The organism is Sorangiineae bacterium MSr11954 (genome assembly GCA_037157815.1).
Taxonomy (GTDB): Bacteria; Myxococcota_A; Polyangia; order Polyangiales; family Polyangiaceae; genus Pendulispora; species Pendulispora albinea.
Genome location: CP089984.1, coordinates 4,989,977 through 5,016,863, shown reverse-complemented (window position 1 = coordinate 5,016,863; position 26,887 = coordinate 4,989,977). Strand labels below are relative to the sequence as shown.

Sequence of the window (26,887 nt, the reverse complement as noted above, 5' to 3'; positions counted from 1 at the left end):
GCCGACACCGCCGCGACGGCGCTGGCGGACGGCTCGACGGTCGGCAGCGTAGCAGGCGACCCGACGGTGCTTGGCGTTCGTGCCTCGGGATGTGGCGATCGCGCGCGCACGAGAAAACCGTCGACGGAGAGCACGGCCAGCGAAGCCATGAGCGACAGTCCCCCCAGGGCCCCGAGGCGGGGCGTATTCGCTTTGCTCCCGTGCGCTGGGCTCCGTGGCTCAGGTTCGGAGCTCGATGGTGACATCTCACGCCGATCACCGGAATCGATTTTCGCCGACCCGCTGTCCCCAAATCCCGAGATCGAAGCCGTCGGGGCCACGCACTCGGGTCCAGATGTCAAATCCGCCACGAGACCAGCACGGATGCGCCCCGCGACGGCGGTAAGGGGCTCGTTCGAGGCCATTTCGAACGCGTCATGCAGTGCATTGCGCATTTCGCCGGCGGTGCTCCAGCGACCTGCGATGTCGAATGTGAGCGCCTTGTCGACGAATCGTACGATGGATGCCGGCAACGTCGGGCAGACGGCCCCAAGGGAGCGCGCAGGACGGGTCGCGGCGGCGACGAGCAGCGCGCGCGCAGAATCGGCCATGTGGACGGATTCTCCGGTAAGCAGCAAAAACATCGTTGCGCCGACTGCCCACACGTCGCTATGCGGCCCGATCCTGTCGCGGTCGCCGAGCGCGTGCTCGGGCGACATGAACGCAGGGGTGCCCATCATATGGCCTGTCACGGAAGCACTTCCGTCACTGTCGATTCGCCTCGCGATCCCGAAATCGAGGACCCGAACGTCCCCCTCCGTGGTGACGAACAAGTTCTCGGGCTTGATATCGCGATGCACCACACCGTTTGCATGCGCGCTCGCCAGCACGTCGAGCACACCGGACATCAGCACGCTCACCTCGGGGACGGAGAGGCGTTTGTTCGCGCGCTCCCAACGCCGCCGAAGGGTCTCCCCTTCGAGGAGCGGCATGATCAGAAACGGGCATCCCGCCTCGTCTACGTCGTCGTCGAGCACCGGGACTGCCCCGGGATGTCCAACCTGATTGGCGAGGTATGCCTCGCGGCTGAAAAGGCTCCGCATATCGTGGTCGTCCGAGAAGCGCTCGAGCAGAAACTTGATTGCAACGCGATGCCCATTGCGATGCGTCGCAGCATAGACCGTCGCCATACCCCCGAGGCCGAGGAGGTAAATGATTCGATACTTCTGTTGAACCAACGTCCCCAAACGAGCCAGCGCGCGTTCCGGGACCGATGGGCTGGAAAGCGAAGCTGGCATCGTGTTTTCCGAACAGGATAGTGTGGCCTCATCGGGTCGAGCGTCAAGGCGGCGCCACGTCGTGCGCTCGAACGACTTTGCGCACACAACGTGCCATCGTTGCCATGTCAAAGCGACACACGGCTACAGTGCACTCCAGGGTTCATCGGTCGAGCTGCATCGTCTCATGTCTCCAGCTTCGCCATCGGAGCCGTCGTGCTCCAACCCCCGGCTTCCGTCGCCGCGTATGTGCCGCCGCGATGAACTCATGGCAAGGAGTGATACTATTTAAACATCGTTTATGGACTCGCTAGTATATTGTCGGCTTCATGCGAGGGTGGCGCCAGAAAGTGTTGGGGTCATCTGCAAGACAATAGCCTTACGCGACAAAGCGCCGCACGCCTCCGCGGCTCGGTGCATCCTTCGCTATGCGCGCAGCTTCTTCCACCCCGCGCTGCGCCCATCCAGACCATCCTCATCACGAATGCGAACAGCACGCGACGAGCGCCGACATGATCGAGCCCTGACGAGCACCCGACGCCTGCTCGCGGCGCACTTTATTGATGCTTCGCCTGGTCCGGCTTTGTCGATCGCTTCCTTGTCGCCGAGATCCGCGGGAGCCTGCTGACCGTCGTATTCGCCGCCGAGAGGACTTCACCCGATGCAGACCGCAGCTCGAGACGTGGGACAGGGCGCTTGCTCCGGTTGTCGATGAGAACGGAGTGCCGTTCGCCGCGTTCGTAGAGATGATCTTCGCCCCATTGACGTAGGGCAACGAGCACGTGGAACAGGTCGCGTCCCTTTTCGGTCAGGATATATTCGCTGTAGGCCGATCCATCCGAGGCGGGCGCCTGCCGCAGCACGTCCGCATCGACGAGATCACGAAGACGGGTTGTCAGGATGCCTTTTGCGACGCCGAGGTTCTCTTGAAACTCGCTGAAGCGGCGAATGCCATCGATGGCGTCCCGGATGATCAGCAGCGACCACCAATCTCCGACCACGTCGAGCGCCCTGGCGATGGGGCATTCCGCCTTCCCCAAACTGACACGTCTGACCATCGAATTCTCCACGGCTTACAACGACATCCAAAGAGCACTGGATGACGCGTTTCAACGAGGCCCGATCGTATTCCCTTCGATCTTCCGGCAACCATCCGCAACGTACGTCCGGACGATCGTTGGTCCTCGTCATCGTGGTCTCATGGTAGGACCAGGACGCACACCCGTCAATGCCTGGCCCGCCGTACGTTCACCCATCCATGCGGCGTTCGATCGCGGCCGCGGGACCACGCTCGTTGCGGCGGCTCACCGCTCGGGTGGCAAACGTCGCTTGGTCACGCTGGCAACTGCGGCACATCCCGTCGCCGTGGAGCTGCGGGGGCACCGTGGTTCTTCGAGGTGAGGACCCACGGCGCGGTGCTCGCGCAGCGGATGTCGAGCGGCAACCCCCTTCCCCACGCAGTGCCGTGATGGCCCGTGAAGTCGTTGCGGAATGGTGCCCGCCATTGCGCTGTTGAGGAGTTCCATCTCGACCGCGGTTCGGTGGCGCGAGAGTTTTATGGAGAGGTTCTGCGGGGAGCGTTCGAGGGATCGCGGAGGGAATGACTTGCGGTATCGGAATGTAGTCCTAATATGAGACACATCCGATGCGCGCTCGCAGTCGTACCATCGATGAGGAGCAAAACGCATGTCCATAATGCTGCGCCCATTGCCCCGAAGGCGGGCAAGGGCTCCGCGCGCATCGCGGTGGTCGAGTTCGACCCGCAGGTGGGATCGAGAACCTCGCCGCCAACGCGCCCGCCGTAAACGCGGGTCTCGCCGCGGCAGCGCGAAAACGTCGCCCCACGGATCGTCCTTCCGGAACGAACGCCCCCGGTCGAAGAGACAAGGGCGCGGCGCGCCCGCTCGGGCGCCAAAATAACATCGGTCGATGACCCTTTTCGGAGATACACGCATGACATCGAATGAATCAAGTCGGGACGCAGCGGGCAGCTTTGCGCATCTTTCGATTGCCGCACTCGGGCGAGGGTATCGCAAAGGTACTTTCACGGCACGAAAGGTCGTTTCAGCCGCGATCGCGGCGGCGCGGCGACTCAATCCCTCGCTCAATGCCTTTGTCTCGATCGATGAAGCGGGCGCGCTCGAGGCAGCCGACCGCGCGGACCTCGAGCTTGGGCAGGGGCTCGATCGCGGCCCCCTCCACGGAGTTCCGGTCGCAATCAAGGACATCATCGACATCGCCGGGCAGGTGACGACCAGCGGCTCGGCGGTCTACCAGAATCGCATCGCCGAGCGTGACGCGGCCGTGATCACGCGGCTGCGCGAGGCGGGCGCCGTCCTCCTCGGCAAGACGGTCATGCACGAGTTTGCCTTTGGAATTACCGGCGACAAATCGGTGCACGGGCCCTCCCGCAATCCCCACGATCCCACGAGGCTCTCGGGCGGATCGAGCGGCGGTAGCGCGGTTGCGGTGTCGGCGGGCATCGTGCCGCTCGCACTTGGCACCGATACGGCGGGTTCGGTTCGCGTTCCCGCCGCCTTGTGCGGCGCATTCGGCTACAAGCCGGCCTTTGGCACGCTCCCGACTGGAGGCGTGGGCGATCTCGCCCCCTCGCTCGATCACGTCGGCATCTTCACGCACGATCCCGATGACGTCCGAATCGCGATGGAGGTACTGACGGGCGCGTCGTACGACACGGGCGACGTGCCACGCGACATGCGGATCGCCTGGATCGATCCGGAGAGCTTCGGCCCCATCGATCCGGCTGTTGCGAATCGCGCCCGTGTGTTCTTGGACGGCGCGGGCGTCGCGGTGGACCGCTTGTTCCTCGACGGCGTCGATGCGCTGTTCGCGCCGTTCACCGACATCGAGTACAGCGAGGCCTATGTCGTGCACCGCGCCGAATTCCGCGGGCTTGCGGGCCGCATCGACGCAGGGGTGCTGCAGCGGCTCGAGGGCGGCGGCGCGATTCCGGCCTGGCGCTTGATCGAAGCGCAGCAGCGCCGCACCGCCCTGACGGCGCAAGTCCGGGAGCTGCTGGGCGGCCATCCCCTGCTCGCGCTGCCGACGGCGACGATGACGGCGCCGCTCTTCGGCGTTGACTCCGTCGCCGTCGGCGGCCGCTGGGTCCAGCTCCGTCCTTCGCTGCTGTCGCTGACCTCCCTCTGGAACCTGGCCGGATTTCCCGCGCTCAGCGTGCCGGCGGGTCGGGTCGCTGGCCTGCCCGTCGGCCTCCAGCTCGTCGCGGCGCCCGGCAGCGAAGCGCTCATCTTTGCGCTCGCCCGCAAGCTCTCGTCCCAAACCGCGGCCCAGGAGGGCGCTCATTCCTGATAAACGACGATAGCGATGCCTTACCTTCAACTCGACGTCTCCCGCCGCTACTCGGTCGAACAAAAACGGCGGCTCGCCAAACGCCTCGGCGCGATCTATGCGCGGGTGATGCAGGCAAACGTCCGCCGCATCAGCATCGCCATCCGCGAGCTCGAGGCCGGCGTCTGGCGCTGCACGGAGGACGAACCCTATCCGGCAGCGCTCCTGATGTGCGACATCCGCAGCGGCCGCCCACCGGAGCAACGCACCCGCCTCGCCGAGGAGCTCTTGGCGGCTTGCCAGGAGGAGCTCGCGCTGACGATTGAAGAGATAAATCTGGAATTCACCCAGCACCCCGGCGACGAGATGTATCACCCACTTCTCGGCGGTCTCAGCGACGATTGGCGCGAAGGCGAGGCGTGACGCCGGGGCGCTTGGACGGAGTCGCGGCTTTGCGATCCGGCGAATCGAGCGCCGATTCTCCAGGAGAACGCGCGTGAGACAGACTGGCAATTGCCCTTGCTAGCCCGAAAAGCGCAAAGCCCGGCGCGACCGTGTGCGGTGCTTCGTGACGCGCGGTGCGGGCGCGGGATCGGCTCCGTGGCCGCGCTCGAGCCCTGCGTGCGCTCACGCACACTGCGGGCAATAGCGGCTTTGTGTAGCGCGGGCCGCGCGCGTCGGCCCGATCGCCCTGTTCCATCCGAGATGGGCACTCACGCGTCGAGCACGGTCAGATCGAGTTGACCGAGCCGCTTGGGATCGCGAAGGACGTCGATCTCGACGATCTTCCCTCCCCTGACGGTGAAGGCCATGACGGAAAACAGCTTTCCTTCGAGCATGCAGAGGGCCCCCGCGGCGCCGTTGACGAGGATAGGGCGCCTGAGAAGGCCGAGGCGCGAGAACGTCTGCGCTCCACGAGCCACCTGCTCCGCGCCGCGGCGTTCGAGGAAATGGCCCGCGCCCAGATCGCCTCGGATGACCACCTCCGGGTCGAGAACGGCCACGAGACCGCGAAAGTCACCCTCACGCACGGCGGCGAGGAAGGCGTCGACGACGGATCGTTGGACCTCCATGTCGGCATCGGGGGTGGCGTTGCGCGCCTGAATGCGGCGGCGTGCGCGGCTGGCGAGTTGACGCGCGACCTCGGGGGAGCGCTCGACGATGGGCGCGATCTCCTCGAAGCGCATGCCGAAGACGTCGTGCAAGACGAACGCGACCCGTTCGGCCGGCGCAAGAGTCTCGAGCACCACGAGCAGCGCAAGGCCGACCGTGTTGGCCAGCAGCGCCCCGTGCTCCGGGCTCATTCCATCGGCGCGGTCGATGATGGGATCGGGCACGCGCGCCTCGCTCCGCGTTTTGCGCGAACGGAGCATGTTCAGCGCGATGCGAGCGACGACGGTCGTCAACCACGGGCCCGGATCGTCGACCTCTCCGTCGGCTGTTGCGCTGAGCCGAAGCCACGCGTCTTGGACGGCATCCTCGGCCTCGCTCAACGAGCCAAGCATGCGATAGGCGACGGCCCGTAGACGGGGCCGCTGTTCTTCGAACGTTTCGGCCAGCCACTCGCGGCGATCCATCGGTCACATTCCTCCATCGTGGTGGGTCATGCACGTAAGACCCGCGACATGGGCCCGATGTGACGGGCCGAGCCACGCGAAGGATCACGAGTCCAGCTCGTCACATTTCGAGCCTACCGCGTGTCGTATGGGAGCGTCGCCTCCAACGGCGTCGGCGCAAACAAACACCTCACCTCGGAGATGGATGAACCATGGAACCTCGGATGAAGAGCCCGTTTTTGACCATGCCCGGTACCCGGGAAGCCTTTCTCTCGGTCCACAAGGCGACCCAAGGCTGCGGAGTGCCTCCGAAGCTCCTCGAGCTCATCCACGTGCGCGTCGGACAGATCAATGGGTGCAGCGTCTGCGTCGATATGCACACCCGCATCCTCAAGAAGTCCGGTGAGAGCGACGCGCGAATTTTTGCGCTCTCGGTGTGGCGAGAGACTCCTTACTACACGGAGGCCGAGCGGGCCGCGCTCGCGCTCGCAGAGGCCGCGACGCGACTCTGCGACCGACCCGATGCGGTCCCCGACGAGGTGTGGAAAGAAGCGTCTCGGCATTTCTCCGAGGCGGCGCTTGGTGCGCTGGTGATCGCGATCGGGCTCGCGAACTTCGCGAACCGGCTCAACGTCCCCACGCGACAGGTGACCGGGGATTTCGTCGAGCAGTATCTCTGAGCGCGCGCCGAAGAAGAATGAAGCCTCGGACGAGCTCGATGCTGGCGCTCGCGGGCGGCGTCGCCCTCATCGGCGTCGCCGCTTGCATGGCGACCGGCAATCCCGATCGAACCATCCATGCGATGACACCGTCGAGCCACCCAAAGGTCGCGTCCGGGGTGGCGCCATTTCCCTCCCCTCGTACCTCGAAGGAAACAACCATGAAAGACGAGCAGGACACCACGGTGGAGCGGGTTATTTCCGACATGGACGCCGCCTTTTCTCGGAACGATGTCGAGGGCCTGGTGACGCTCTTCGCAGAGGATGCGACCATCGAGAGCTATCTGGTCGCGCGCGTCTTCGATCGGAAGGAGGGTGTGTGCCGTGGGCGCGCTGAAATCCGGGAGCTCATACGCGCGCTCATGAAGCGCGGCGTGCCCTGGGGAGGTCACGAACCGCCGATCATTCGAGGCAGCACGGTCGCCGTCGAGTTCAGGGCTGCGTCCTCGGATACCGAGAAGTTCTCCGTGGATATCATCGAGGTGAGGGACGGGAAGATCCAGAGCCTTCGCGCGTACGTGGGGTGGCGCGCGCTCATGGCGGGGGCCGGCGCGAAATAGCCGCAGGGCGCGCCGCGAGGGCTTTGCCTCGAGCGGCGGCCGGTTCGTGAAGGTTCGCCTGTCGTCGGTCGCGACGTCGTACCCCATGGCCGAGGGACGCGTTGCGGCCATGGGGGCCGCGCAGGGTGCCTCCCACGGATCGCTCGTCGACCGTTGTTCCTGCGCGCCTCGATCGCTCAGGGTACCTTTTCCCGCTTTGCGGCGCGGCCCGCCTTCGCGAGCGCGTCGAGGACCGCCGTCAGCGCGGGTGAGCGCTCGCTGCCCGCGCGCACCGCGGCGTAGATGTTGCGGCTCGGCGCGGCGCCGCCTAGCGGCAATGCCGATCGGTTAGCGACAAAACCGCTGTTAAATCGCGGAGAATGAGATCATGATGCCGCGATCGCTCAGGAGGCGATCGCATGCGAGGAAGTCCTTTCGGTGCCGTACCGTCTGCCGACGAAGGAGCTTTCGACAGACTTCGAGAGAGCATCAATCCGGAGTGGATCGAAGCTGCGCTCGAGGCGACGGGTACGGCGACCGTGCGTCGGCGAAGACTGCCTGCAGAGCAGGTAATCTGGCTCGTTTTGGGGATGGCTATCTATCGGCAGAGGCCGATCGACGACCTCGTCGCACATCTCGACCTCAGTTTACCAGGTACGGGCTCCGCTTCGATGGCGAAGAGCGCCATCGCGCAGGCGCGCGCGCGCCTTGGCGACGAGCCGCTGAAGTGGCTGTTCGAGCGCTGCTCAGAGAAATGGGCACACGAGAGCGCTCGTCGCCATGCGTGGCGCGGCCTTGCACTTTATGGCGTCGACGGGACGACGGTTCGCGTGCCCGACTCGAAGGAGAATCGCACGCATTTCGGAAGCCAGAACACGAGGAACAACCAAATCAGCGGCTACCCTCTCGCCCGAATCGTGACATTGATGGCGTTGCGTTCGCACATCCTTGCTGCCGCCGCATTCGGCCCCTGGGGCGACGAGAGACCCTACGCGACGGAGCTCTGGCCGAAGGTCCCCGACGATTCTCTCATGATCGTCGACCGAAACTTTCTCGCGGCGCACATCCTCGTAGGGCTTGAGGCGACAGGGACGAATCGGCACTGGCTCACGCGCGCGACGGCGAACTCGAAGTGGACCGTGGTGAAGAAGCTTGGTCCAGGCGACGAGCTTGTCGAGATGATGCCGAGTTGGGGCACTCGTGCGAAGAACGAACACGTGCCGCGCGTCTGGACGATGCGGGCCATTCACTACCGCAGGCCAGGATTCAAGCCGCAAACGCTGCTCACGTCGCTCGTCGATGCGAAGCTGTTCCCGGCTAATGAACTCCGCGCGCTCTATCACGAACGGTGGGAGATCGAGGAAGCCCAGACGCAAACCGTAAAATCTTGGTCCGCTTCGCGCTGGAGCGACGAGTTTTCAAGCTGGTTCGTCGATCGCGACATCGCGGCGTAGCCGAAAACTTGCCCTGCGGCGCGAGTCGTGATGGGGCTCCCTCGCGCGGGGAGGCCATCGGCGATGGCGAAGCGAAAATGGAAGGTCGAGTTACGCGCGAGACCGCAATCCGACGGTTTGGAACGACTCGGGCAGGTGGTGAAGCTCGTGATCGTCCGAGAGGCCGCCGCCCGCGCAATGCAAACGGACAACAACGAGAGGTCGAGGCTCCTCATCCCCACGAGCGTCGGCGTTCTCGAGGAGCGTGATGCATGAAGAACCGAGCGGCGCTGTACGCGCGCGTTTCAACGGCGCGCCAGGAGCAAGAGAAAACGATCGGCTCGCAAGTCGAAGCGATCGAACGCGCGTGCGCCGCTGGTGGCGTGAGCATCGCGCCGGATCGGCGCTATGTCGATGAAGGATTCAGCGGGTCGCGTTTGGACCGCCCCGCGTTCGATGCACTTCGCGACGCCGCGGCAGATGGATTGATAGATGTAATTTACATATATTGTCCTGATCGGCTCGCGCGAAGTTACGTCCATCAGCAGGTCATCCTCGAAGAGCTCACCAAGCGTGGGGTGCGCGTACACTTCGTTGAACATCCTGTCGGCGAGCGTGCGGAGGATCGACTGCTTGTCCAGATGCAAGGAGTGATCGCCGAGTACGAGCGTGCCAAGATCCTGGAACGTACGCGGCGAGGACGAATGCACAAAGTGCGCGAAGGTCGAATGCTTCCTTTTGGAATACCGCCGTACGGATACGCGATCGTCAGGACGAAGGCCGTGCCCGGTGGAAGCATTGTGATCGACGAGGTCGAGGCGCAGAATGTCCGTGCGATGTATCGATGGGTGCTCGACGAAGGGCTGAGTGCACGGCAAGTCGCCAAACGATTGAACGCGCTCGGCATCAAGCCGCGCCGCGCCAAGATCTGGGTCGCAGGCAGCGTGCACGTCATCCTGACCAACGCTGCGTACACGGGCATGGCGACGTACGGCAAACGCGAACCCGCAGAGCCAAAGCGTCCGCGTCGTCCTGGTGGATATCGTAAGAACGCGAAGAGCTCGCACGTCATCCGCCCGCGGGCGCAATGGCTACACGTTTCGATTCCTTCGCTCGTTACCGAAAAGGATCAAGAGTGCGTGCGGACACGGCTGGCGAAGAACAAAATCTGGGCGCCACGCAACGTGCAGCATGACTACTTGCTGCGGGCTCTCGTCACGTGCGGTGAGTGCGGTTGGAAGATGGCGTGTGGGCACCAGTCGAGCGTGTGCAAGCGCTACGAGTATTTTTACTATGAATGTGCTCGCCGCGATCCTGTCGACACCGGGCGAATGAGCAAGTGCACCGCCAAGCGCGTGCGCGCAGAGGAACTCGACGGTGTTGTGTGGGACGCGATTCGATCTTGGGTGCAGAGCCCCGCAATGCTCCAACGCGAACTCGAACTATGGCGAACAAGTCGTCAAGCCGCGTCGAGCGTTGCCAAGGAGCTCGCGCGCCTGGAAGGAGCGAGACGACAACTCGAACTCCAAGTCGAGCGATTGATCGACGCATACCAACGAGGAGCGATCAGCGTCGAGCAACTGAAGTCCCGACGCGAGAGACTCGACAGTGCCATGGACTCCGTCAGCCTCCGAGGCGAGGACTTGATTGGTCAGCAGATGGACTCCACCCGCGTTACACGCATCGCCGATGACCTCGCGGCCTTCGCCTCGACACTCCGCAAGGGATTCGACAAGCTCGACTTCACCGAGCGCCAAAGGATCGTCCGTCTTCTTCTTGAGCGCGTCGTCGTTACCGGCGACAAGCTCACGATCGAGCACGCTATCCCTCTGTCAGGACGATTTGGTGGTTTGCGTCAAGGTGATCGAGCTCGGCTACGACGAAGTGAAGACCGACATGCTGGATCGCCAAGAGGCGATTCGCAGCAAGACGGTGAAAGGCGTGATGCAGGAGCTCTGGGCCATCGCACTCGCGTACAACCTCGTGCGTCTCGAGATGGAGCGAATCGCCGAGGAAGCCTCGGTGCCGCCGTCGCGAATCAGCTTCGTGATGAGCCTTCGCCTCATTCGCGACGAGTGGGCCTGGGCGGCGGCGGCGCATGCTCCGGGTGCCATCCCGAAAAACCTACGAGCGCTTCGAGAGGAGCTGAAGCGCTTCGTCTTACCTCCACGACGCACGGAGCGTCGCTATCCCCGCGCCGTGAAGATCAAGATGAGCAATTACGATCGTAAGCGGCCCACGACCGCCCGGAGGAAGCGCCGTAAGTGAACAGCATTGCGCCTAGCGGGCGAATCACGATGCCCTCGTACCGAGCATCGGTGGCCAGTCGCGGTGCCAGGGCCACGCCTTGATTGGCCGCCACCAACGTGAAGACGGCTGTCCACTCGTTGACGTGATGGCGAATATTGGGGCTGAAGCCCGCGCTGGTGCACGCGGCCCGCGTGACCTCGCCACAGGGGCCCGACGATGCACCCAGGATCCACGACTCCTCGTTCAAGTCGGTGAGCGTGAGGGTGCGGCGTTGGGCGAGGTGGTGCTTGGCGGGCAGCACCACGTCGTAAGGATCGAGCAGCAAGTCGCGCCGCGCGTAGCGGGCGTCGCCGCGGGTGGGGCCGCTGCGGTAGTCGATGGTGACCATCAGATCGAGATCGCCGGCGTCGAGCCGCACGAGCACCTCGGGCGCCTCGATTTCCTGAACGACCACCCGCAGCGCCGGCACTTTGCGGGCCAGCATGCGTATCGCCGGTGCGACGAAGCTCTGAATGGCGGTGGCGAACGCACCCACCGCCACCGGCCGCACCTCGCGGGCCTCGAACGCCTCGAGATCGGCGCGCGCGCGCTCCATCTGGGCGAGCATCACCGCCGCGTGATCGAGAAGGAGCATGGCTTGCGGCGTGAGGCGCACCCCGCGTCCCTGACGGGCCATGAGCGGCGCGCCCACCTCGCGCGAGAGCGCGGCGAGCTGCTGGGAGACGGCGGAGGGCGTGAGGTGCACCGCGCGCGCGGTGGCCACCACGGTGCGGTGCTCTCGAAGCTCGCGGAGGATGCGCAGGCGGCGGACGTCGATGAAGGTGTCGCTTACGGGTTTCATGAAAAAAATGTAGATGGACCTAATATACCCTCGACCGTACGGTCTTGCACATGAAGACCAACGCCCTCGCGTCCAGCGACGCAAAACCTCGGGTTGCCGTCATCGGCGACTACAACGAACGCAACAAGCTCCATATTGCCACCCACGAAGAGCTGGTGACCGCAGGCGCCCGCGCGGAGTGGGTGCACACCAAGGACATTGGCGATCCGGCGGCGAGGCTGGTGGAGGTCGACGCGGTGTTCATCGCGCCGTCCAGTCCTTTCGCGAACCAGGAGGCCGCGCTCGCCGCCATCCGCTACGCCCGCGAGCAAAAGATCCCTCTGATGGGTACCTGCGGCGGATACCAGCACGTGGTGCTCGAATTGGTGCGCAATGGCCTGGGGGTGGCGGACGCCGCCCACGCAGAGGACCACCCCAGCGCCGAGCGCCTCGCCGTAACGCCGCTGGTTTGCTCGGTGGCGGGGCAGCGGCTGCCGGTGCTACCCGTGCCGGGAACGCGGGCGGCGGCGCTGTACGGCGAGCCGCGGCCGATCGAGCCTTATTATTGTAATTACGGGATGAATCCGGAATACGAGGCGAGCCTGAGTGCGGCGGGGCTCAAGGTGACGGGCCGCGATGAAGAGGGCCGCGCGCGCATCGTGGAGCTCGAGCGGCATCCGTTCTATTTGGCGACCCTGTACGTGTTTCAGGACAGGAGCCCACGGACGAAGCCGCACCCGTTCACCGCGGCATTTCTGGAGGCGGCGCGCGAGCGGGCGCGATCGCGAAGCGCCAATTCGACGTCGGGCAACTCGATCACCCAACTCAGGGATAACGCGTAAGCTGAAAATGACATTGACCCGCTGAGGAGAGCTCCCTCGTTCGGAGCGATCCTCATGAGAAAAGCGCGCCGGCCGGGGCGGCGGTGAGCAGAATCGGTGCGCCGATCCATCCTTGCGGTTCGGCACGGGGTCTGTTTCCTCGGTGCGGACAGACCCCGCGGGCGCAAACTCCGTCGAGAGTCTCCTCGGCGGTTCTCCCGGTCGAGGGGCTCTCACCGACTCCATCAGCGCCGCTCGCCGTCAAACTGCGTATTCGGCGGGAACTGGTCCTTCGCGTAGGTTTGCTGGCAGCGCGTGCAAACAGGGACCTCCTTTCGCGTTCTCGGCCGCACGGCTTCTGTAAATTGAATGTCGTGTTGGGTTCCTTTCTTCCTGTTGCCACCAAGGGCGTTCGCGACGTTGTCTTCGGCGCATTTCCTCTCGCTGCAAGCCGCCGCGAAGACCATACCCGTCCGGACGTTGTAGCCGGCCGTAATCGTCGCGGGGATCGACTTGCCCGCGATCGCTTTGGCCTCCTCCCGCGTGCGGCCTAGCCCCATCTCTTGGGCTACGATGGCGTCGTACCGCTGGCGCAGATCGTTCTCCAAATCGCGTCGTGCAGCATAAGCAGCAGCGCGCCTCTGCTGATGCCATTGCGGAGATCCCACGACGACGGGCGCGGGCCCCGTCGGCCGCGGTAACGACGACCCCCCCGAGGTGTTCGAGGTCGATGTGCTCGTGCTCGTTGCGACGATGTTCGCCCACGTCTTCGCGGCAGGCTTCGGGACGGGGATCGGGGGTGCGTTGGAGCTCGCCACGGGCCCGATCGGGAGAACGGGACCCGTCCATGGCGCCGGCGCGATGGGGAAAGCCGCCGAGGTGCTCGAGGTCGATGTGCTCGTGGTCGACGAGGTGCTCGATGCGACCATCTCCGCATATGTCTTCGCGGGAGGTTTGGGCGGCGCGGCGCCCTCGTCCTCGTCGTCGGAGCCGCATGGCCGGTTATGAACCCACGCACCGGTGTGGCCGACGAAGTAGGTATGGTCGACGCCGACCTCGAGGTTGTAGACGGTCGCCTCCTGCGCGATGGGGACGACGTTCGTCACCCGCAGCTCGTGTCCAGCGCGATCGAGCAACGGCTCGTTGGCGGCCAGCTCTCCGGCCCTCACCCATCCGCGATCGAACGTCCAATACGGATGCTCGGGCGTGGAGCGAATGGTCTCGCCGTCGCCGGCGATGGTCTCGAGGTGAACGTCCACCAGCGACGGCGCACCACGGACGAAGGTCCGCGTCACGGGACGGGCGGTCACCGTGCCGTCGCGTTCCCCGCGCGCGAGGACGAAATCCCCCGCGCGCAGGCTCTCGATGGGCCGATCGCCCGAAGGTGTCGCCACGCTCGTACCCGCGACGAAGCAATTGCCCCCGGGCACGGTGCAGCCCGGGCCATCGCACGCGCGGCCGGCGCCGCCCAGGAGGACGGCGGTCGTGGTCTTTCCCGTGAAAGACGTATTGCCCCCGAGGGCGCGATATCCAGCGACCACCAAGAGGAGAATCCCGGCCAGGAGAAGTACGTATTCGACCGCCGAAACCCCGCGCCGATCCACGATGAGCCGCATGCGAGCGAGCTTCCCTGTAAATCGTGGATTGGATTTTCTTCCGGCTCCTGCCGATGGACACGATTCGGAGTGCGTGGCAGATCCGATCGGGCTTCTGGTCATTTGAATGTTCCTATTTTCGTTCACGTATCGTCGTGCTCCCGTGCCACCCGTTCGCAACGGCCATGCCCACTCCGCCGAGGCACCGAATGCGGCCCGCGGCCGCCCAAACGCGTGCCCGGAGCCAAATTTCCGGATGAGATCGCGTCAGTTATCGACGCCGAGTGTCCTGGGCGAACGATGGTCCCTGCGTGCCGAAAGCACGCAGCCGCTTGCCTGTCCACCCTCTCATGGGTGGTCCATTTTTCTTTCGAAATGGGTCAGCTTCGGGGTGACCGTTGGCAAATCATGAGCGCAAGATGGTGCTGGCTCGCGAAGAGCTGGCGCCCGGCGCGGAGAGCCCCGCCGCATCGACCCATTCGTCCCAGAGCTCTTCGTGCTTGCCGATGGTACGGTCGCGATCCTGACGGGCTCCCTCGGCTGCGCCTTCGCCGGCCTCGGAGGCGTCCTCGCGATGGCGCCATCGCACGCGCGCGCGCCGCGCCGTTCGCGCTCGATGCCGTTTGGTGACCGTCGTCACGCTCCCGCACCGGACGACCGTCCTGCGCGCGCCCGAACCTTCGACAGGGTGACGGAATCACTCGGACACCGTCTCCGGGCACTCGAGGACCATGCGTCCACGTCTGGACGCCTCCCATTCAATCGCAGCCGCCACCGTCTTCATTCCTGGAAACGCGCTGGGCGCACCTGGATAGATGGTCGCGATACCACTTGCGAAGGGGGCGTGACAATACGTTTCACCTTTGGAGCTCGACACGTAAACGACCCCCTCGACAACGACCGCTGGGTGTTTGTTCGACGGTATGGATACCTCGAAAACGAAATCGGGTACGCCATCATGGTTGAGATCTGCCTCTGCCAGCTTCCGCATATCCCGGCAATCGTAGCGGGAAAATACGGCTACCGGGATCATCTCACCGCGTGTGGTTCCCGTTCGAATGACTGCAAACCTACAATAACTTTCGCGGTAGCCAACGAAGTGGACACGCATCGGAACAACGGTGAGCGCGGCCGAGCCACTCTGGACTGCACGCGCGCCGCCGGCGACGATATCGATACTTATCTTTGCATCTACGTCGTAGACCTTCCTCGCCAACTCCGTGAGCACTGGCAGCAGCCTCCTCTCGTCGGCGACCGGGACCGACGGAACCATTGGGATGCTCGGAGGCGTTTGCGGAACGTTGGTCGGCCCAGCCACCGATGGGGCTGCCGATGCCGTCGAGGCCATCGGTGCTTTTATTCGAGATGCTGTCGACTGTGTGGTGGCAGGAGATACCGCTCGAGTTGGTTTATTCGCGCCATCGCATCGGAGTAGCGCCACATTCAGGACGGAGCACGAGAGAATCGCCAGTGACCCTTTCGCCCTCATGCGAAGCCTAAGGGCGTTGATACGTGTAGTCTACGGAGATTGTTTGTGCAATTGTTTGACCGTTGAACGTGTGGGTAACCGTAAATGTTTCAGTAGGGCTGGTCACGCTGTCGTCGCCTCTATACCTATAGATGAACTTGGCGTAGGCTTGGCGCTCGTCGAACGCGCCGAATCCGCCATTGACGAATGTCGAAATCCGAGCGACGGATTGCGTAGTAACGTCCTGATCCGCCTCCCGGTTCATGTTTCGATGCGTGCCTATCATCTTCGAGACCCAAAAGAATGCGCTCGCATCGCATCTCTCGAAGGCGTTATCCGCGACGACTTCAGGGTCAAACTTGGGGAACCATTGCCTCAGGTCAGGAGTTCCCCCTGGCTGTGTGGGCCCCCACGGGTGCTTCGATGTGCGGGTTATCCGAGCGTCCCCGTAGACGGGTTCGGGGTCGGTCAGCGGCTTCGGTGGGAAATGTCGATAGGTTCCATACCGTTCGAAGTTTGCGGCCCATGTGGTTTGGAGCAGTCCGCGACCATAGAATGGTCCATAAGCGCGACCGCGTCCTCGGCCACCTTCCCTGAAGGCCAGCCACAAGCCGGTTTCTGCATAAATTTGCGCAAGAAAATGCGTCTGACGCGCGGTGTCCAATAGGTTGTACTTGCGCAGCACTCGATTCAGCGCAAGTGCGTCGGGTTGGAATCGTCCGCGTGCAGTGGCGAACGAGATCGGTGCAGCTCGAGGCGCGGGGCGGCGCGGCATCAGTTGCGTTAGCTCGTCGAGGCTGAGCCAGCCGCACTTGCGAAAGTGTCGAATGAACGCCCTTGGATGAAAATGCCAATGCGCCGTGCCGATGCCGAGCTGCGCTTGCTGCCAAAAGCAAAGAGCCATTGCGTGTGCTTTGAAGCTCTCGAACTTGCCGCCGTCCAGCAGAGGCTGCGGGTCGCTCTTGCTTCGCGGTTCGCTCGTCAGCCATCGGAAGCGCGCGGCAATCGTTGTCGCGTCCCATTCCGTCTGAAGCCGGCAGATTCGGTGCTCGAGTTGCCTTCGAACGGCCGGTAAATTGAGAGAACTTTGTATTTCCGCCGGTGTCGGAGGTGGGGTCTTGTCGGCATCGAGCGGGATGAGCACGGCCAGCTCTTTGCAACGACTATCGCGGCTGGCGCTGCAATCCACCAAAAGCCAATCATCCCACGCAGGAAAATCGGCGTCGCTGAACTTGCGAACGTCGGAGTGATTCAGGTTGACCCAGCCTTTGACCCAGTCGTGCGCTGGGTCGAACGGGGTCCCCGGGTGCGGCAAGCGTGGATCGGGAAGGAGGATCTCTCGCCAATGCGGCTTGTCTGAATAATCGAGCGCATCAGGCCCGAGCACCCTACCGAAACGCAGTAGCTCGTAGCCCGCACTCGAGGAGGTCGGGAATCGTGATGCCGCGATATTCTCCAAGTTGTATTCAAATTCCTTTTCGACCTGTTTGGCTCCGAGCGGAGTCCAAATGTGCCAAGGCGGCCCGATGTCCTCGCTCATGCAAAAACTTTGCGCGACGGAGTCTCCGCGTCCGAGATCGACACGTAGTACCGTGCTTCGCTTGAGCGTGCCCGCTACGGGCGGGGTCGGCCATACGGTTAGGGGATTGATTTGATAAAATGCGCTGCCCTGCGGGAGCACGAACCACATGGAACCGTAGACGGCGTCGATCCGGCCATCGTGAGCCGGTGGTACGAAGACGACCCTCGGACCGACCAACCGCTCGATGTTGGCGTCGTCGCAAAAGATCTCCAAGTGAATTTTATTCGGCTCACCATAGATGCGCCCCGCGGCTCCTAGCTCTTCTTTGCGAAAGATTCGTTGGCCGGTCATCATCTTGGGTTGAATCGACTTCAAATGCATGTAAATTGAAAAGAACACGACCGATGTCGCGGCTCCTGTCTGGGGATCCGCGCCAATGTCCGTCTCGTGACGGATAATCACGCACCCATTGTCTGTCCATCCGCCGAAGTGGTTGAGCGGATGACTCATGTCCTTGCTCTCGGGAGTGGGGACCCGTGAGAAGACGACCGTGCCATCCGCGATCGCACGGACGGGAAGCACAGTGTTGCCGAAGGTCGGCGCGGTTAAATGCACGCCACCGTGCCAGTTCAGGTCGCGGCTCACAGGATAGCTCCCATCCCCTGAATTTCCGACGCTCATGGCTCGGTCGATGAACGCATCCTCGACATCGTTGGGGGAACGAGGCGGAAGAAAGGGCGGGCTCAGAATCATGATGCTGTGCTCATCACATCGAGAACGGATAATCGGCAAAAACAGGTTCGATATCGTTTTTTGGGTACTCGCGTTTGGAAGGCGGCTCGTCGTCCAGCTCCGGAAATGGCCACGGTACCTCGTAGCGTTCGACCGTGAGCCTCCTAGCTTGTACCGCCTCACGAAGCACATGATTCAGCTCCCGCTCGAAACCTCGAAGAAGCTGTCGCGGATCCTTCGTGGGTCGAGGCAACGTCTCACCCAACTCCGCGCCTGTGAGCGCGTCGTAGATCGCAATGAGATCGCGTGCCGGCTCATCGGCGAGCGCGCCCGCGGTGTCGAAGCTGTTGTAAATGATATGGGAGAGCGGGTTATCCGAAAGGTCCCACCGTGACATCGCCTCGACGGATGTGCTCTCTCCAACCGGCACGAGCTGAATCCGCCACACTTGCATGTAGCAGTCGGTTACGAGCCATGTTTGGAGTCCCCACTCCACCTCATGACACTAAGGACTTTCCCTCCGTGGAGCAAGATACGTTGTCCTTCCAAGCCCGTTTCGTGATGCTCGAGGCGCACGACAACGTGGAGCCTTGATTGTGCCGTCCATGCGGAGGGGCCCGCATACCGAGCAATCGGCAGTAGTGGTCGTCACATCCATCAATTGGTCGCGACTGTCAATTCACGCAACGCATTGCGCGTGCATTCGAAACCACGCTGCGCAAAGCAAAGCAAATTTGTGGGATGTGCTGCGCTTTGCAATCGAATCACCATCCGCGAGCCTGCGTGAGATAACGCGCAAACGAGGCGTGCGCTGGATGTTATTTTGTTATCTTCTTCGTTGAGCGTGGGATCGAACTGCTCAGACATCCTCCCGGTAAGTTGCCCGATGCGGGAGGACGCCGATTCGATCGGAAGCTATGGTTGGCTCACGAGGAATTGTCATGAACCACGTCCCGCCGGGATCCGCCGGCACGCCGGCCGACTTTTCTAGTGATGCGTCTGGTGACGAGACAACTCCGAAGGGAGGAACGAATCCGACCCTTCCTTCGCCCCGATCGCATCTGAACACGAGGCTGGCGCCGGGCACCGTGTTCGCCGATCGCTACCGGATCGAGGAGCTCCTCGGTCGTGGCGCCATGGGTGAAGTTTACCGCGCGGAAGACAAGACCCTTCAACGTGCCGTTGCGCTCAAAATCGTTCGCGTCGATGCCTCCGAAGCCACGGCGGACCGCGAGCAGGCCAAGGGGCGCCTTCTCCATGAGGCGCGCATCGCCTCGGCGCTCAGGCATCCGCACATCGTCGAGGTTTACGATGCGGGAGATCACGGGCGGCTTCCTTACTTGGTCCTCGAATTGTGCAACGGAGGAAACCTCCGAAACGCCATGGCCGCCGATGCAAGTCAAGCCGAGAGGCTGCGATGGCTGGTCGAGATGGCGGAGGCGCTCGCGCATGCCCATGATCAAGGCATCATCCATCGGGACGTGAAACCAGAGAACGTCCTCCTCACCCGCGCGCGAACCGTCAAGGTCGCAGACTTTGGAATCGCACGGGCGCTCCGGCGCCTTGATGCGGAGGACAATGCGACGGCGTGCATCACAGGCACTCCCGGCTACATGGCGCCCGAGCAGCTGCTTGGCGCCGCGATCGATGCGCGCGCGGACCAATTCGCATGGGGGGTCGTGGCATACGAGGTCCTCAGTGGCGCGCACCCACGGTCACACCATGACGGTGCGCTGGGGAATCCATCGAGCTACCCGCGCAACAGCTACCCGCGCAACAAAATCCCCGCGCCCTTGCTTCGCGTGCTTTCCCGAGCGATGGCCATCCCCGTTGAAGAGCGCTATGCAAACATGCATATACTCCTGAGGGATCTACGCCAGCCTACTCAAATTCGTAGGCGGCCGATGGTCGCTGCAACGAACCGAGAGACGGGAGACAAGCGATCAGCCTCCGACTCGGTCCGCCGCGGCAACGAGGCGCTGGGTGCGTCTGGCCCCCTGAAGGATCTCCGTTCCAATTCGCGTCCAGCGAGTCGGGAGTTTTTTGCGGTAAGGCCCGCCCAGCTGCCCCCGGAGACGATGGGCTTCACCGGTCGGAGCCACGATGTGGAACGGATCGATGGCTTCTTCCGCGAGGGCGCGCAGCGCATCGTGATCAGCGGCTCGCCAGGGGTGGGCAAGACGGCCCTGGCCGTCTACTGGAGCCACAGGGTGGGCGAACGTTTCCCCGACGGGAGCCTCTTCGCCAACCTTCGAGGATACGATCCGTCGGGTGATCCCGCCCGACCCGCGGACCTCCTCGACGCGTTCTTGCGAGCGCTCGGCGTGCCGCCATCGATCATCCCGGACTCGCTGGAAGCCCGGGCGGCGCTGTTTCGTTCCAGGTTGGCCGAGAAACGCGTGTTGCTCATGCTGGACAACGCCGCGTCGGCCGAACAGGTCCGACCGCTACTACCCAGCTCGCCGGGGTGTCTGGTGGTCGTCACCAGCCGCAACCAGCTGTCAGGGCTGGTCGCCATGGAAGGTGCCTCCCGTCTCAGCCTCGAACCGTTGACGTCACCGGAGTCCCAGCTGCTGCTGCGGCGGATGATCGGCGGGGAACGCGCGGAACGCGAGCCGGCTGCACTCGCAGAGCTGGCTCGATCCTGCGCCTACCTGCCGTTGGCGTTGCGGATCGCGGCGGAAAGGGTCAGTCGCCGCCCGCACCTCGAATTGGCCGACTTGGTCACGGAGCTCGCGGCCGAGTCGAGCCGGCTCGATCTCCTCGCCACAGGCGACGACGTCGAACCCACGGCCGTGCGCGCCGTCTTCTCCTGGTCCTACCGCGCACTCGCCCCGGAGGCGGCCCGAGTATTCCGCCTCCTGGGGTTGCACGCCGGCACGGAGATCAGCGCCAGCGCCGCCGCCGCGTTGGCCGGCACCTCGAGCACGTCGCGAGCCGACATCGCGCGCCTCTTGGCGAGCCTGGTGAACGTCCACCTGCTCGAGGAGCTCGCGCCCGCACGCTATCGATTCCACGACTTGCTCCGGGTGTACGCCTCCAACCTCGTGACCGAGCTCGAACCCGAGTTGGAACGGAGGGCGGCCGGCCAACGAGGGCTCGCCTGGTACCTGCACACCGCACGAGCCGCCAACCTCGCGATTACCCCTGCCTGGCACGAGCTGGCCCTCGAAGGCGCGCCACCGCTCGACCCAACGACCTTCCCCGATCGCGACAGCGCCTTGGCTTGGTGCCACACCGAGCACGGCAACATCGTGGCCGCCACCCGGCAGGCCCGCGAGTGGGGCATGTTCGCCTTCGCCTGGAAGCTTCCGATCGTCTTCTGGGACTACTTCCACCTCACCAAGTCCTGGGCGCCCTGGCTCGCCTCGCATCGGGAAGGGCTGGCGGCGGCTCGAGAGCTCGGCGACCGCCACGCCGAGGCCTGGCTCCTGTACAACATTGGGCATGCCCTCTACGATCTGCACCGCCATCGCGATGCGCGCGACCACTTCACCCAGTCGCTGAATCTCCGCCGCGATCGCGGTGACAACCTGGGTGAGGCATGGTCGACGTATTCCCTCGGACTGGTCGACCAGGCGCAGGGGGAGACCAACGACGCTGTCGCGCGCTATCGACGGGCAAAGCGCTACTTCGACCAGGTCGGGGACTCGCTGGGACGGGCGCTCTGCATGACGGCGCTGGGTGACGCATACCGGGAACAGGGCTGCCACGACGAAGCCATCGACCAGCTCCGACACGGCCTGGACCTATTCCGTGCCCTCGGACACAGCCATGGAGAAGGCTATGTGATGGACAAGCTCGCGGTGGCGTTCCACGAAGCCGGCCACCTCGCGGACGCGCACGATCACTACCAGGAGGCGCTCGAGCTCCACCGGCGGAGCGGGAACCAGCAGGGTGAGGCGAGTGGTCTCAACGGTCTCGGCCAACTCCTCGACGCCACCGGCGACCATATGGCCGCGCGGTCCATGTGGCGTGACGCGCTGATGATCCTCGACCATCTCGGTGACCCCCGCGCCGCGGACGTGCGGCAGTGTCTCGCTCGAACGAGAGGAGCCTCCTGAATGACGACGTCGCCGGACTTCACCACCTTGCCCGCGCTGGACGGTGCCCTCGTCACGAACGAGGGCGGGTGCCAACCGTACGCCGATGACTTCGGCCACATCGTCCGCGCGCTCCCCCGCGCCGTGCTGCGCCCAGGCTCCGTCGCGGACATCCTCACGATCACCCGCTTCGCCGCGGAACACGGGCTCCCGCTGACCGCCCGGGGCGCCGGACACTCCCTGCATGGGCAGTCCCAGGTGGCCTCTGGGATCGTCATCGACATGACGACCCTCGCCACCATCCATCGGGTGTCCGCCGATCGCGTCGTCGTCGACGCCGGTGCTCTCTGGAGCCGTGTCCTCGACGCGACGCTCTCGCACGGGCTTACGCCCCCCGTCCTCACCGACTACCTGGAGACCACCGTCGGTGGTACCCTCTCGGCAGGCGGAATCGGCGGCATGTCCCACCGCCACGGACTCCAGGTCGATCAGATCGCGTCGTGCGACGTCGTCATCGGCGACGGCACCATGGTGCGCTGTTCACCCGAAGAGAATCGCGCCCTGTTCGACGCCGTTCGAGCGGGCCATGGGCGCTGCGGAATCATGGTCTCCGCCACCCTCGCGCTCGTACCGGCTTACGCACATGCGCGCGTCTACCGATTCACGTACTCCGATTTGAGGGAGTTCCTCGCCGACCAACGGCGTCTCGTCGTCGAGCGACGCGCCGACTACGTGGAAGGGTTCATCACCCCCGGCGCGAGCAACGGCTGGGGCTTCGTTCTCGAAGCCGCCCGCTTCACCGACTCCGTCGCCGAGCTCGATGACATGGGACTTCACGGGACACCCGATGTAAAGGACATGCCCTACCGCGACTTTGCCCACCGGGTACGCCTCGCCGAGGATTTGTTTCGCAGCACCGGCGAGTGGCATTGCCCGCACCCATGGTGGAACGCGTTCATCCCGGAATCCGCCACCCCCAAGATCGTCACCGAGGCCCTCGGGCAGCTCACCCCCGCCGATCTCGGCGGTAAAAGCGGCCTTATCCTACTCTATCCGTTCCGCACCGAACACCTTACCGCCCCGCTCCTCCGCAGCCCCGATGAGCCCATCGCCTACCTGTTTGCGGTCCTTCCCACCGCCGCCGGCGATTCACCCGTCTCCCTCGATCGAATGCTCGACACCAACCTGCGCCTGTACGACCTCATCCGCGTCCACAACGGTGCCATGTACCCGATTGGGAACCTCCCTTTCACCACGGCACAGTGGCAGGCCCACTATGGGCCACAGTGGGAAACCTGCCAGCGCAACAAAATCATTTACGATCCACACGGCATCTTCGGTTCGCGATAATCCAACGCCGAGACCCCCAGCACGGGCTCTCGATTTGCGCGACGCGCACGAAAGGGAAACCCATGACCTTCGGCAAGTCGCATTTCGTGATTGGTATCTACGTCGGGGCCATCGAATCGGCAAGGGTGGCGTGCGAGGGACAGTCCGCCGACGCCTCGCCCGCCGAAGCCGCGCCGGTCGCCGACGACTTTGCGGCTTTGCGGGCAGATCGCCGATACCGGGTTATCGGACGCACGGATTGATCTCCGGACACCGCGCCCCGGCGCCTTCGACGAGCCACGGGCGGGAGCGGCGAGCGGCGAACCGATGCGATTTGCGAGGTGGGCGGCGCCAACGCGGTCGCGCTCGCGATGCACGCGCCGGCTTCGTCGAGCTCCGTGGCCCTCGTCGCGCGGCGTGACGGCACCGCGGGCGAGGCTATGTGCCAATGAGCAACGATGCTAGGAGCCATTGCACCCGAGCGTGCAGAGCTCGGTGAAGAACCGTTACCATTCATGACGGCAAAATCCATGATGGCAAAATTCGTGACCGCAAAATCCACGCCGCGCGGGCACGGCGCGAAGCGCAGGCAGCGACGAATTCTGCGTTGACGTTGCGCCAACGCGCACCGCTATTGCGAACATGTGTCAATGACGTCATTCGAGACGGACTTGTCGCGGGGCATTACAAAATGGGTGATGCGCTCTGCGCAACGCCCGCCAAAATTGCGAACGATTACGACTCGTGCGGGGAGACCACTTGCACGCTCGCGCGCGATGGAGGACAGATACGAAACACGATTTCAGTTGGTGCCAATACGAATGATTGCCAACGAATTTTACACACACACGGACCCGATCTTTTATGACTTGCCATCGTGGTGGCATGACGAGACGGACTCGTACGGCCTCGCCAAGCGGCCTCCGCCCGAAGGATGGCAGGCCGCCCGCCAAGACATCTGGTTTACGCTGAAGCCGGCCGAGCGCGCGATGCCTGCGCAGGGCTGGAAGGTCCATGTATCTGCATGTACCGACAACGCGGAGCGCGTGCTGGAAGCCGTATGGCAATACTGTGTTCCGCTCGCGATCCCGTTCAAGTTCATTCCACATCCGCGGACCTTCTTGGCACTGAATGCAAAACAAGCGCCCCGCGCATCCAGCGGAAAACTGATCACCATTTATCCGGAGGACGAAGCGGAGCTGAAGCGGGTGCTCGAGGAGCTGTCGGTGGTGCTGGCGGGCGAGCACGGGCCCTACATTTTGAGCGATCTTCGCTTCGGCGATGGGCCTCTGTACGTGCGGTATGGCAGCTTTCGCAGGAGGTATTGCCTCCAGGGCGACGGCGAGCTCGCTCCCGCGCTCGAGAGGCCGGACGGCGTGCTCGTACCCGAACGGAGGGAGCCGTTCTTCGATGTCCCGCCATGGGTAAACGTACCCGAGTTTCTGTCGCCCCATCTGGCTGCACGGCAGACCGTCGTCGACCCCGCGCACTTTCCTTATCAGGTCGATGGCGCGCTGCGTTTCTCCAACGGCGGCGGCGTCTATACGGCTCGCCGGCTCACCGATGGGCAACGCGTGGTGTTGAAAGAAGCGCGACCGCGGGCGGGGCTCGATCGCGAGGGGCGCGATGCCATGGCGCGGCTCGCGCACGAAGCATGGGCCCTCGAACGGCTCGCCGGCGTGCCGGGTATTCCTCGCCTGTACGAAAAGGTCACGGTGGACGGTCACGACTTTCTGGCCATCGAGCACATGGGAGGTATTCCCCTCTACAGCTGGATGGCGCTGAATTATCCATTTGCCGAGCCGAGCCCGACCAGGGAAGCCATCTTGGCCTATCGCGACCAGGCGCTCGGTATCCTCGATCGGGTGGCCCGGCTGCTCGACGCGGTGCATGAACGCGGCGTCATCTACGGCGATCTGCACCCGCTCAATATCCTCTTGGCGGACGATGGCTCCGTCTCCTTCGTCGACTTCGAGCTGGCGGCCGACGTGCGGAACGAATCGTACCATCCCGGGTTGGCCTTTCCGGCGTTTGCGCCAGGTCGCAGCAAAGCCGGTGTCGCGATCGATAAGCACGCGCTCGCGGTCCTGCGCTCCTGGATTTTCACCCCGCTCACGTCGGCGGCGGCCTTGGACCATCGGAAGTTCTTCGGATATTTGACCAGGGCGGAGCGGTCGTTCGAGCTGCCGGAAGGTTACGGCCAGCGCATTCTCGACGATTTGTACATCACCGTAGGGCGCTCACCCGACGAGAATGCGCCCTACAAATTGAGGCTGCGTGAAGTACTGAGCGCGCCGCCGGAGATCGCGATCGACGTACCCGAGCCGGATTGGATCAAGGTGCGCGCGTCGATGGCCGACGCCATCGTGCGCAGCGCGACCCCCGAGCGCGCCGACCGCTTGTTCCCCGGCGGCGTCGAACAGTTCGTCTACGATGGACTGGGCTTCGCGTATGGCGCCGCGGGGATCCTGTGGGTTCTGTCGACGTGCTCCGATCGGCGGTCTCCCGAATACGAGCAATGGCTGATCCGGGCAGCGCGGCGCGATCTGCAGCCGCTGCCCGGCTTCTACCATGGCCTGCACGGCGTGGCCTATGTGCTCGATCATCTCGGTCATCGAAGCGACGCGCTGGCCGTGCTGGATCGGGCGATGCCGCTGACGTCATCCTTGTACGGCGGGAACCTGTTCGGCGGGCTCGCGGGGGTGGGCCTCAATGTCCTGCATTTCGCCGAGCGCACCGGGGACGCGCGTTTTCGCGAGCACGCGCTCGTGATCGCGGAGCGATTGAAGGGGGCGGTGGCGAGCGGTCGATTGCATGGGCTGGATGCACCGGAGCACCTTCGCGCGAGGCACGTCGGCCCGCTGACGGAGGGCGGCGAGCCGGACGCTGGGCTGCTCCGAGGATGGTCGGGGCCCGCGCTCTTTTTCGTTCGGCTCTACGAGGCGACCGGCGAGAGCGTGTACTTGGATCTCGCCATTCGCGCGGTGCACCGCGATCTGGATGTCTGCCGACTTCGCGAAGACCGAAGCCTTCAAGTCGGCGCGGACACGCGAACGTTCCCCTACCTCGAGAATGGGAGCGCGGGGATCGCGCTGGTGGTGGACGAGGTGCTCGCGCATCGTGCGGACGAACGGCTCGAGGCGGCGCTCGGTCCCCTGCTGCGCGCTTGTGGACTGGAGTTCACCGTCGAACCGGCGATGCTCCGCGGGCAAGCCGGACTGCTCGCCGCCATGGGCTGCTTGTCGCACCGCGACCCTCGTCTGCAAGGGATCCTCGCCCGCAATCTCCGCCGGCTCGAGGTCCACGCGGTCCCCTTCTACGGCCACCTCGCCTTTCCGAATTTTTCGCGCCTATCCATGGATGTCGCGCACGGAACCGCCGGTGTCCTCCTCTCGGTATCCGCGGCCACCGACGCGAAGGCCCCCTTTCTCCCGTTTCTCCGGAGGCGCGGTTCGGCCTCTTGAGATTGCGCATTTCGTATCGTGGAAAGGAGGT

Annotated in this window: 22 protein-coding genes; 12 read left to right on the top strand and 10 right to left on the bottom strand. The window is 64.1% G+C overall.

The window, feature by feature from the left end:
• Positions 1-416: 416 nt before the first annotated feature.
• The gene (locus LZC94_19645) at positions 417-1,298 is read left to right on the top strand and encodes a hypothetical protein (GenBank protein WXB19432.1); all 882 of its coding nucleotides are present in this window, start codon (positions 417-419) and stop codon (positions 1,296-1,298) included.
• A gap of 515 nt (positions 1,299-1,813) precedes the next feature.
• Here LZC94_19645 and LZC94_19640 read toward each other — a convergent pair.
• Positions 1,814-2,314: a helix-turn-helix transcriptional regulator gene (locus LZC94_19640; protein ID WXB19431.1), complete on the bottom strand. Its 501-nt coding sequence runs from the start codon at positions 2,312-2,314 to the stop codon at positions 1,814-1,816.
• A gap of 895 nt (positions 2,315-3,209) precedes the next feature.
• Here LZC94_19640 and LZC94_19635 point away from each other — a divergent pair.
• Positions 3,210-4,586, top strand: a complete 1,377-nt coding sequence (locus tag LZC94_19635) for an amidase (protein ID WXB19430.1) — start codon at positions 3,210-3,212, stop codon at positions 4,584-4,586.
• A gap of 15 nt (positions 4,587-4,601) precedes the next feature.
• On the top strand, positions 4,602-4,988 hold the full coding sequence (locus tag LZC94_19630; GenBank protein WXB19429.1) for a 4-oxalocrotonate tautomerase family protein: 387 nt from the start codon (positions 4,602-4,604) through the stop codon (positions 4,986-4,988).
• Positions 4,989-5,278: 290 nt separating this feature from the next.
• On the opposite strand, the gene LZC94_19625 is transcribed toward LZC94_19630, so the two are convergent.
• Positions 5,279-6,142 carry a sigma-70 family RNA polymerase sigma factor gene (locus tag LZC94_19625; protein ID WXB19428.1) on the bottom strand — a complete coding sequence of 288 codons (864 nt, stop codon included), beginning with the start codon at positions 6,140-6,142 and terminating at the stop codon, positions 5,279-5,281.
• Positions 6,143-6,345: 203 nt separating this feature from the next.
• On the opposite strand from LZC94_19625, the gene LZC94_19620 reads away from it, so the two are divergent.
• Positions 6,346-6,801 (top strand): carboxymuconolactone decarboxylase family protein, encoded by a 456-nt coding sequence (locus LZC94_19620; protein WXB19427.1) that lies wholly within the window; start codon positions 6,346-6,348, stop codon positions 6,799-6,801.
• Positions 6,802-7,001: 200 nt separating this feature from the next.
• Complete coding sequence (locus tag LZC94_19615) at positions 7,002-7,400, top strand: nuclear transport factor 2 family protein (protein WXB19426.1); 399 nt, start codon at positions 7,002-7,004, stop codon at positions 7,398-7,400.
• 176 nt (positions 7,401-7,576) lie between these two features.
• Here the strand turns inward: LZC94_19615 and LZC94_19610 are convergent, their stop codons facing one another.
• Complete coding sequence (locus LZC94_19610) at positions 7,577-7,717, bottom strand: hypothetical protein (GenBank protein WXB19425.1); 141 nt, start codon at positions 7,715-7,717, stop codon at positions 7,577-7,579.
• An 81-nt stretch (positions 7,718-7,798) separates the two neighbouring features.
• Here LZC94_19610 and LZC94_19605 point away from each other — a divergent pair, with 81 nt between their 5' ends.
• Both LZC94_19605 and LZC94_19600 read left to right on the top strand, forming a co-directional pair.
• Positions 7,799-8,833: an IS4 family transposase gene (locus LZC94_19605; protein ID WXB19424.1), complete on the top strand. Its 1,035-nt coding sequence runs from the start codon at positions 7,799-7,801 to the stop codon at positions 8,831-8,833.
• 251 nt (positions 8,834-9,084) lie between these two features.
• Positions 9,085-11,043 (top strand): recombinase family protein, encoded by a 1,959-nt coding sequence (locus LZC94_19600; GenBank protein ID WXB19423.1) that lies wholly within the window; start codon positions 9,085-9,087, stop codon positions 11,041-11,043.
• Here LZC94_19600 and LZC94_19595 read toward each other — a convergent pair.
• The gene (locus LZC94_19595) at positions 11,019-11,903 is read right to left on the bottom strand and encodes a LysR family transcriptional regulator (protein ID WXB19422.1); all 885 of its coding nucleotides are present in this window, start codon (positions 11,901-11,903) and stop codon (positions 11,019-11,021) included. The genes LZC94_19600 and LZC94_19595 overlap by 25 nt on opposite strands.
• A 50-nt stretch (positions 11,904-11,953) precedes the next feature.
• Here LZC94_19595 and LZC94_19590 point away from each other — a divergent pair, with 50 nt between their 5' ends.
• The gene (locus LZC94_19590) at positions 11,954-12,724 is read left to right on the top strand and encodes a hypothetical protein (GenBank protein ID WXB19421.1); all 771 of its coding nucleotides are present in this window, start codon (positions 11,954-11,956) and stop codon (positions 12,722-12,724) included.
• A gap of 224 nt (positions 12,725-12,948) precedes the next feature.
• Here the strand turns inward: LZC94_19590 and LZC94_19585 are convergent, their stop codons facing one another.
• The 6 genes from LZC94_19585 to LZC94_19560 form a co-directional block, all read right to left on the bottom strand.
• Positions 12,949-14,319, bottom strand: coding sequence for an HINT domain-containing protein (locus tag LZC94_19585; protein ID WXB19420.1), 1,371 nt, complete (start codon positions 14,317-14,319; stop codon positions 12,949-12,951).
• A gap of 385 nt (positions 14,320-14,704) precedes the next feature.
• On the bottom strand, positions 14,705-14,938 hold the full coding sequence (locus LZC94_19580) for a hypothetical protein (protein ID WXB19419.1): 234 nt from the start codon (positions 14,936-14,938) through the stop codon (positions 14,705-14,707).
• A 57-nt stretch (positions 14,939-14,995) separates the two neighbouring features.
• Positions 14,996-15,571: a hypothetical protein gene (locus LZC94_19575; GenBank protein WXB19418.1), complete on the bottom strand. Its 576-nt coding sequence runs from the start codon at positions 15,569-15,571 to the stop codon at positions 14,996-14,998.
• 223 nt (positions 15,572-15,794) lie between these two features.
• Positions 15,795-18,041: a M23 family metallopeptidase gene (locus LZC94_19570; GenBank protein WXB19417.1), complete on the bottom strand. Its 2,247-nt coding sequence runs from the start codon at positions 18,039-18,041 to the stop codon at positions 15,795-15,797.
• 13 nt (positions 18,042-18,054) lie between these two features.
• Positions 18,055-18,417 carry a hypothetical protein gene (locus LZC94_19565; GenBank protein WXB19416.1) on the bottom strand — a complete coding sequence of 121 codons (363 nt, stop codon included), beginning with the start codon at positions 18,415-18,417 and terminating at the stop codon, positions 18,055-18,057.
• A gap of 529 nt (positions 18,418-18,946) precedes the next feature.
• A complete protein-coding gene (locus tag LZC94_19560; protein ID WXB19415.1) occupies positions 18,947-19,684 on the bottom strand; it encodes a hypothetical protein in 738 nt (245 codons plus the stop codon).
• A 441-nt stretch (positions 19,685-20,125) separates the two neighbouring features.
• Here LZC94_19560 and LZC94_19555 point away from each other — a divergent pair, with 441 nt between their 5' ends.
• The 4 genes from LZC94_19555 (at position 20,126) to lanKC (ending at position 26,856) form a co-directional block, all read left to right on the top strand.
• Positions 20,126-22,084, top strand: coding sequence for a tetratricopeptide repeat protein (locus tag LZC94_19555; GenBank protein ID WXB19414.1), 1,959 nt, complete (start codon positions 20,126-20,128; stop codon positions 22,082-22,084).
• Positions 22,085-23,413: an FAD-binding protein gene (locus LZC94_19550; protein ID WXB19413.1), complete on the top strand. Its 1,329-nt coding sequence runs from the start codon at positions 22,085-22,087 to the stop codon at positions 23,411-23,413.
• A gap of 62 nt (positions 23,414-23,475) precedes the next feature.
• Entirely contained in the window at positions 23,476-23,655 is a 180-nt protein-coding gene (locus LZC94_19545) for a hypothetical protein (GenBank protein ID WXB19412.1), read from the top strand.
• Between the two features lie 558 nt (positions 23,656-24,213).
• Positions 24,214-26,856 (top strand): class III lanthionine synthetase LanKC, encoded by a 2,643-nt coding sequence (gene lanKC, locus LZC94_19540; GenBank protein WXB19411.1) that lies wholly within the window; start codon positions 24,214-24,216, stop codon positions 26,854-26,856.
• Positions 26,857-26,887 lie beyond the last annotated feature (31 nt).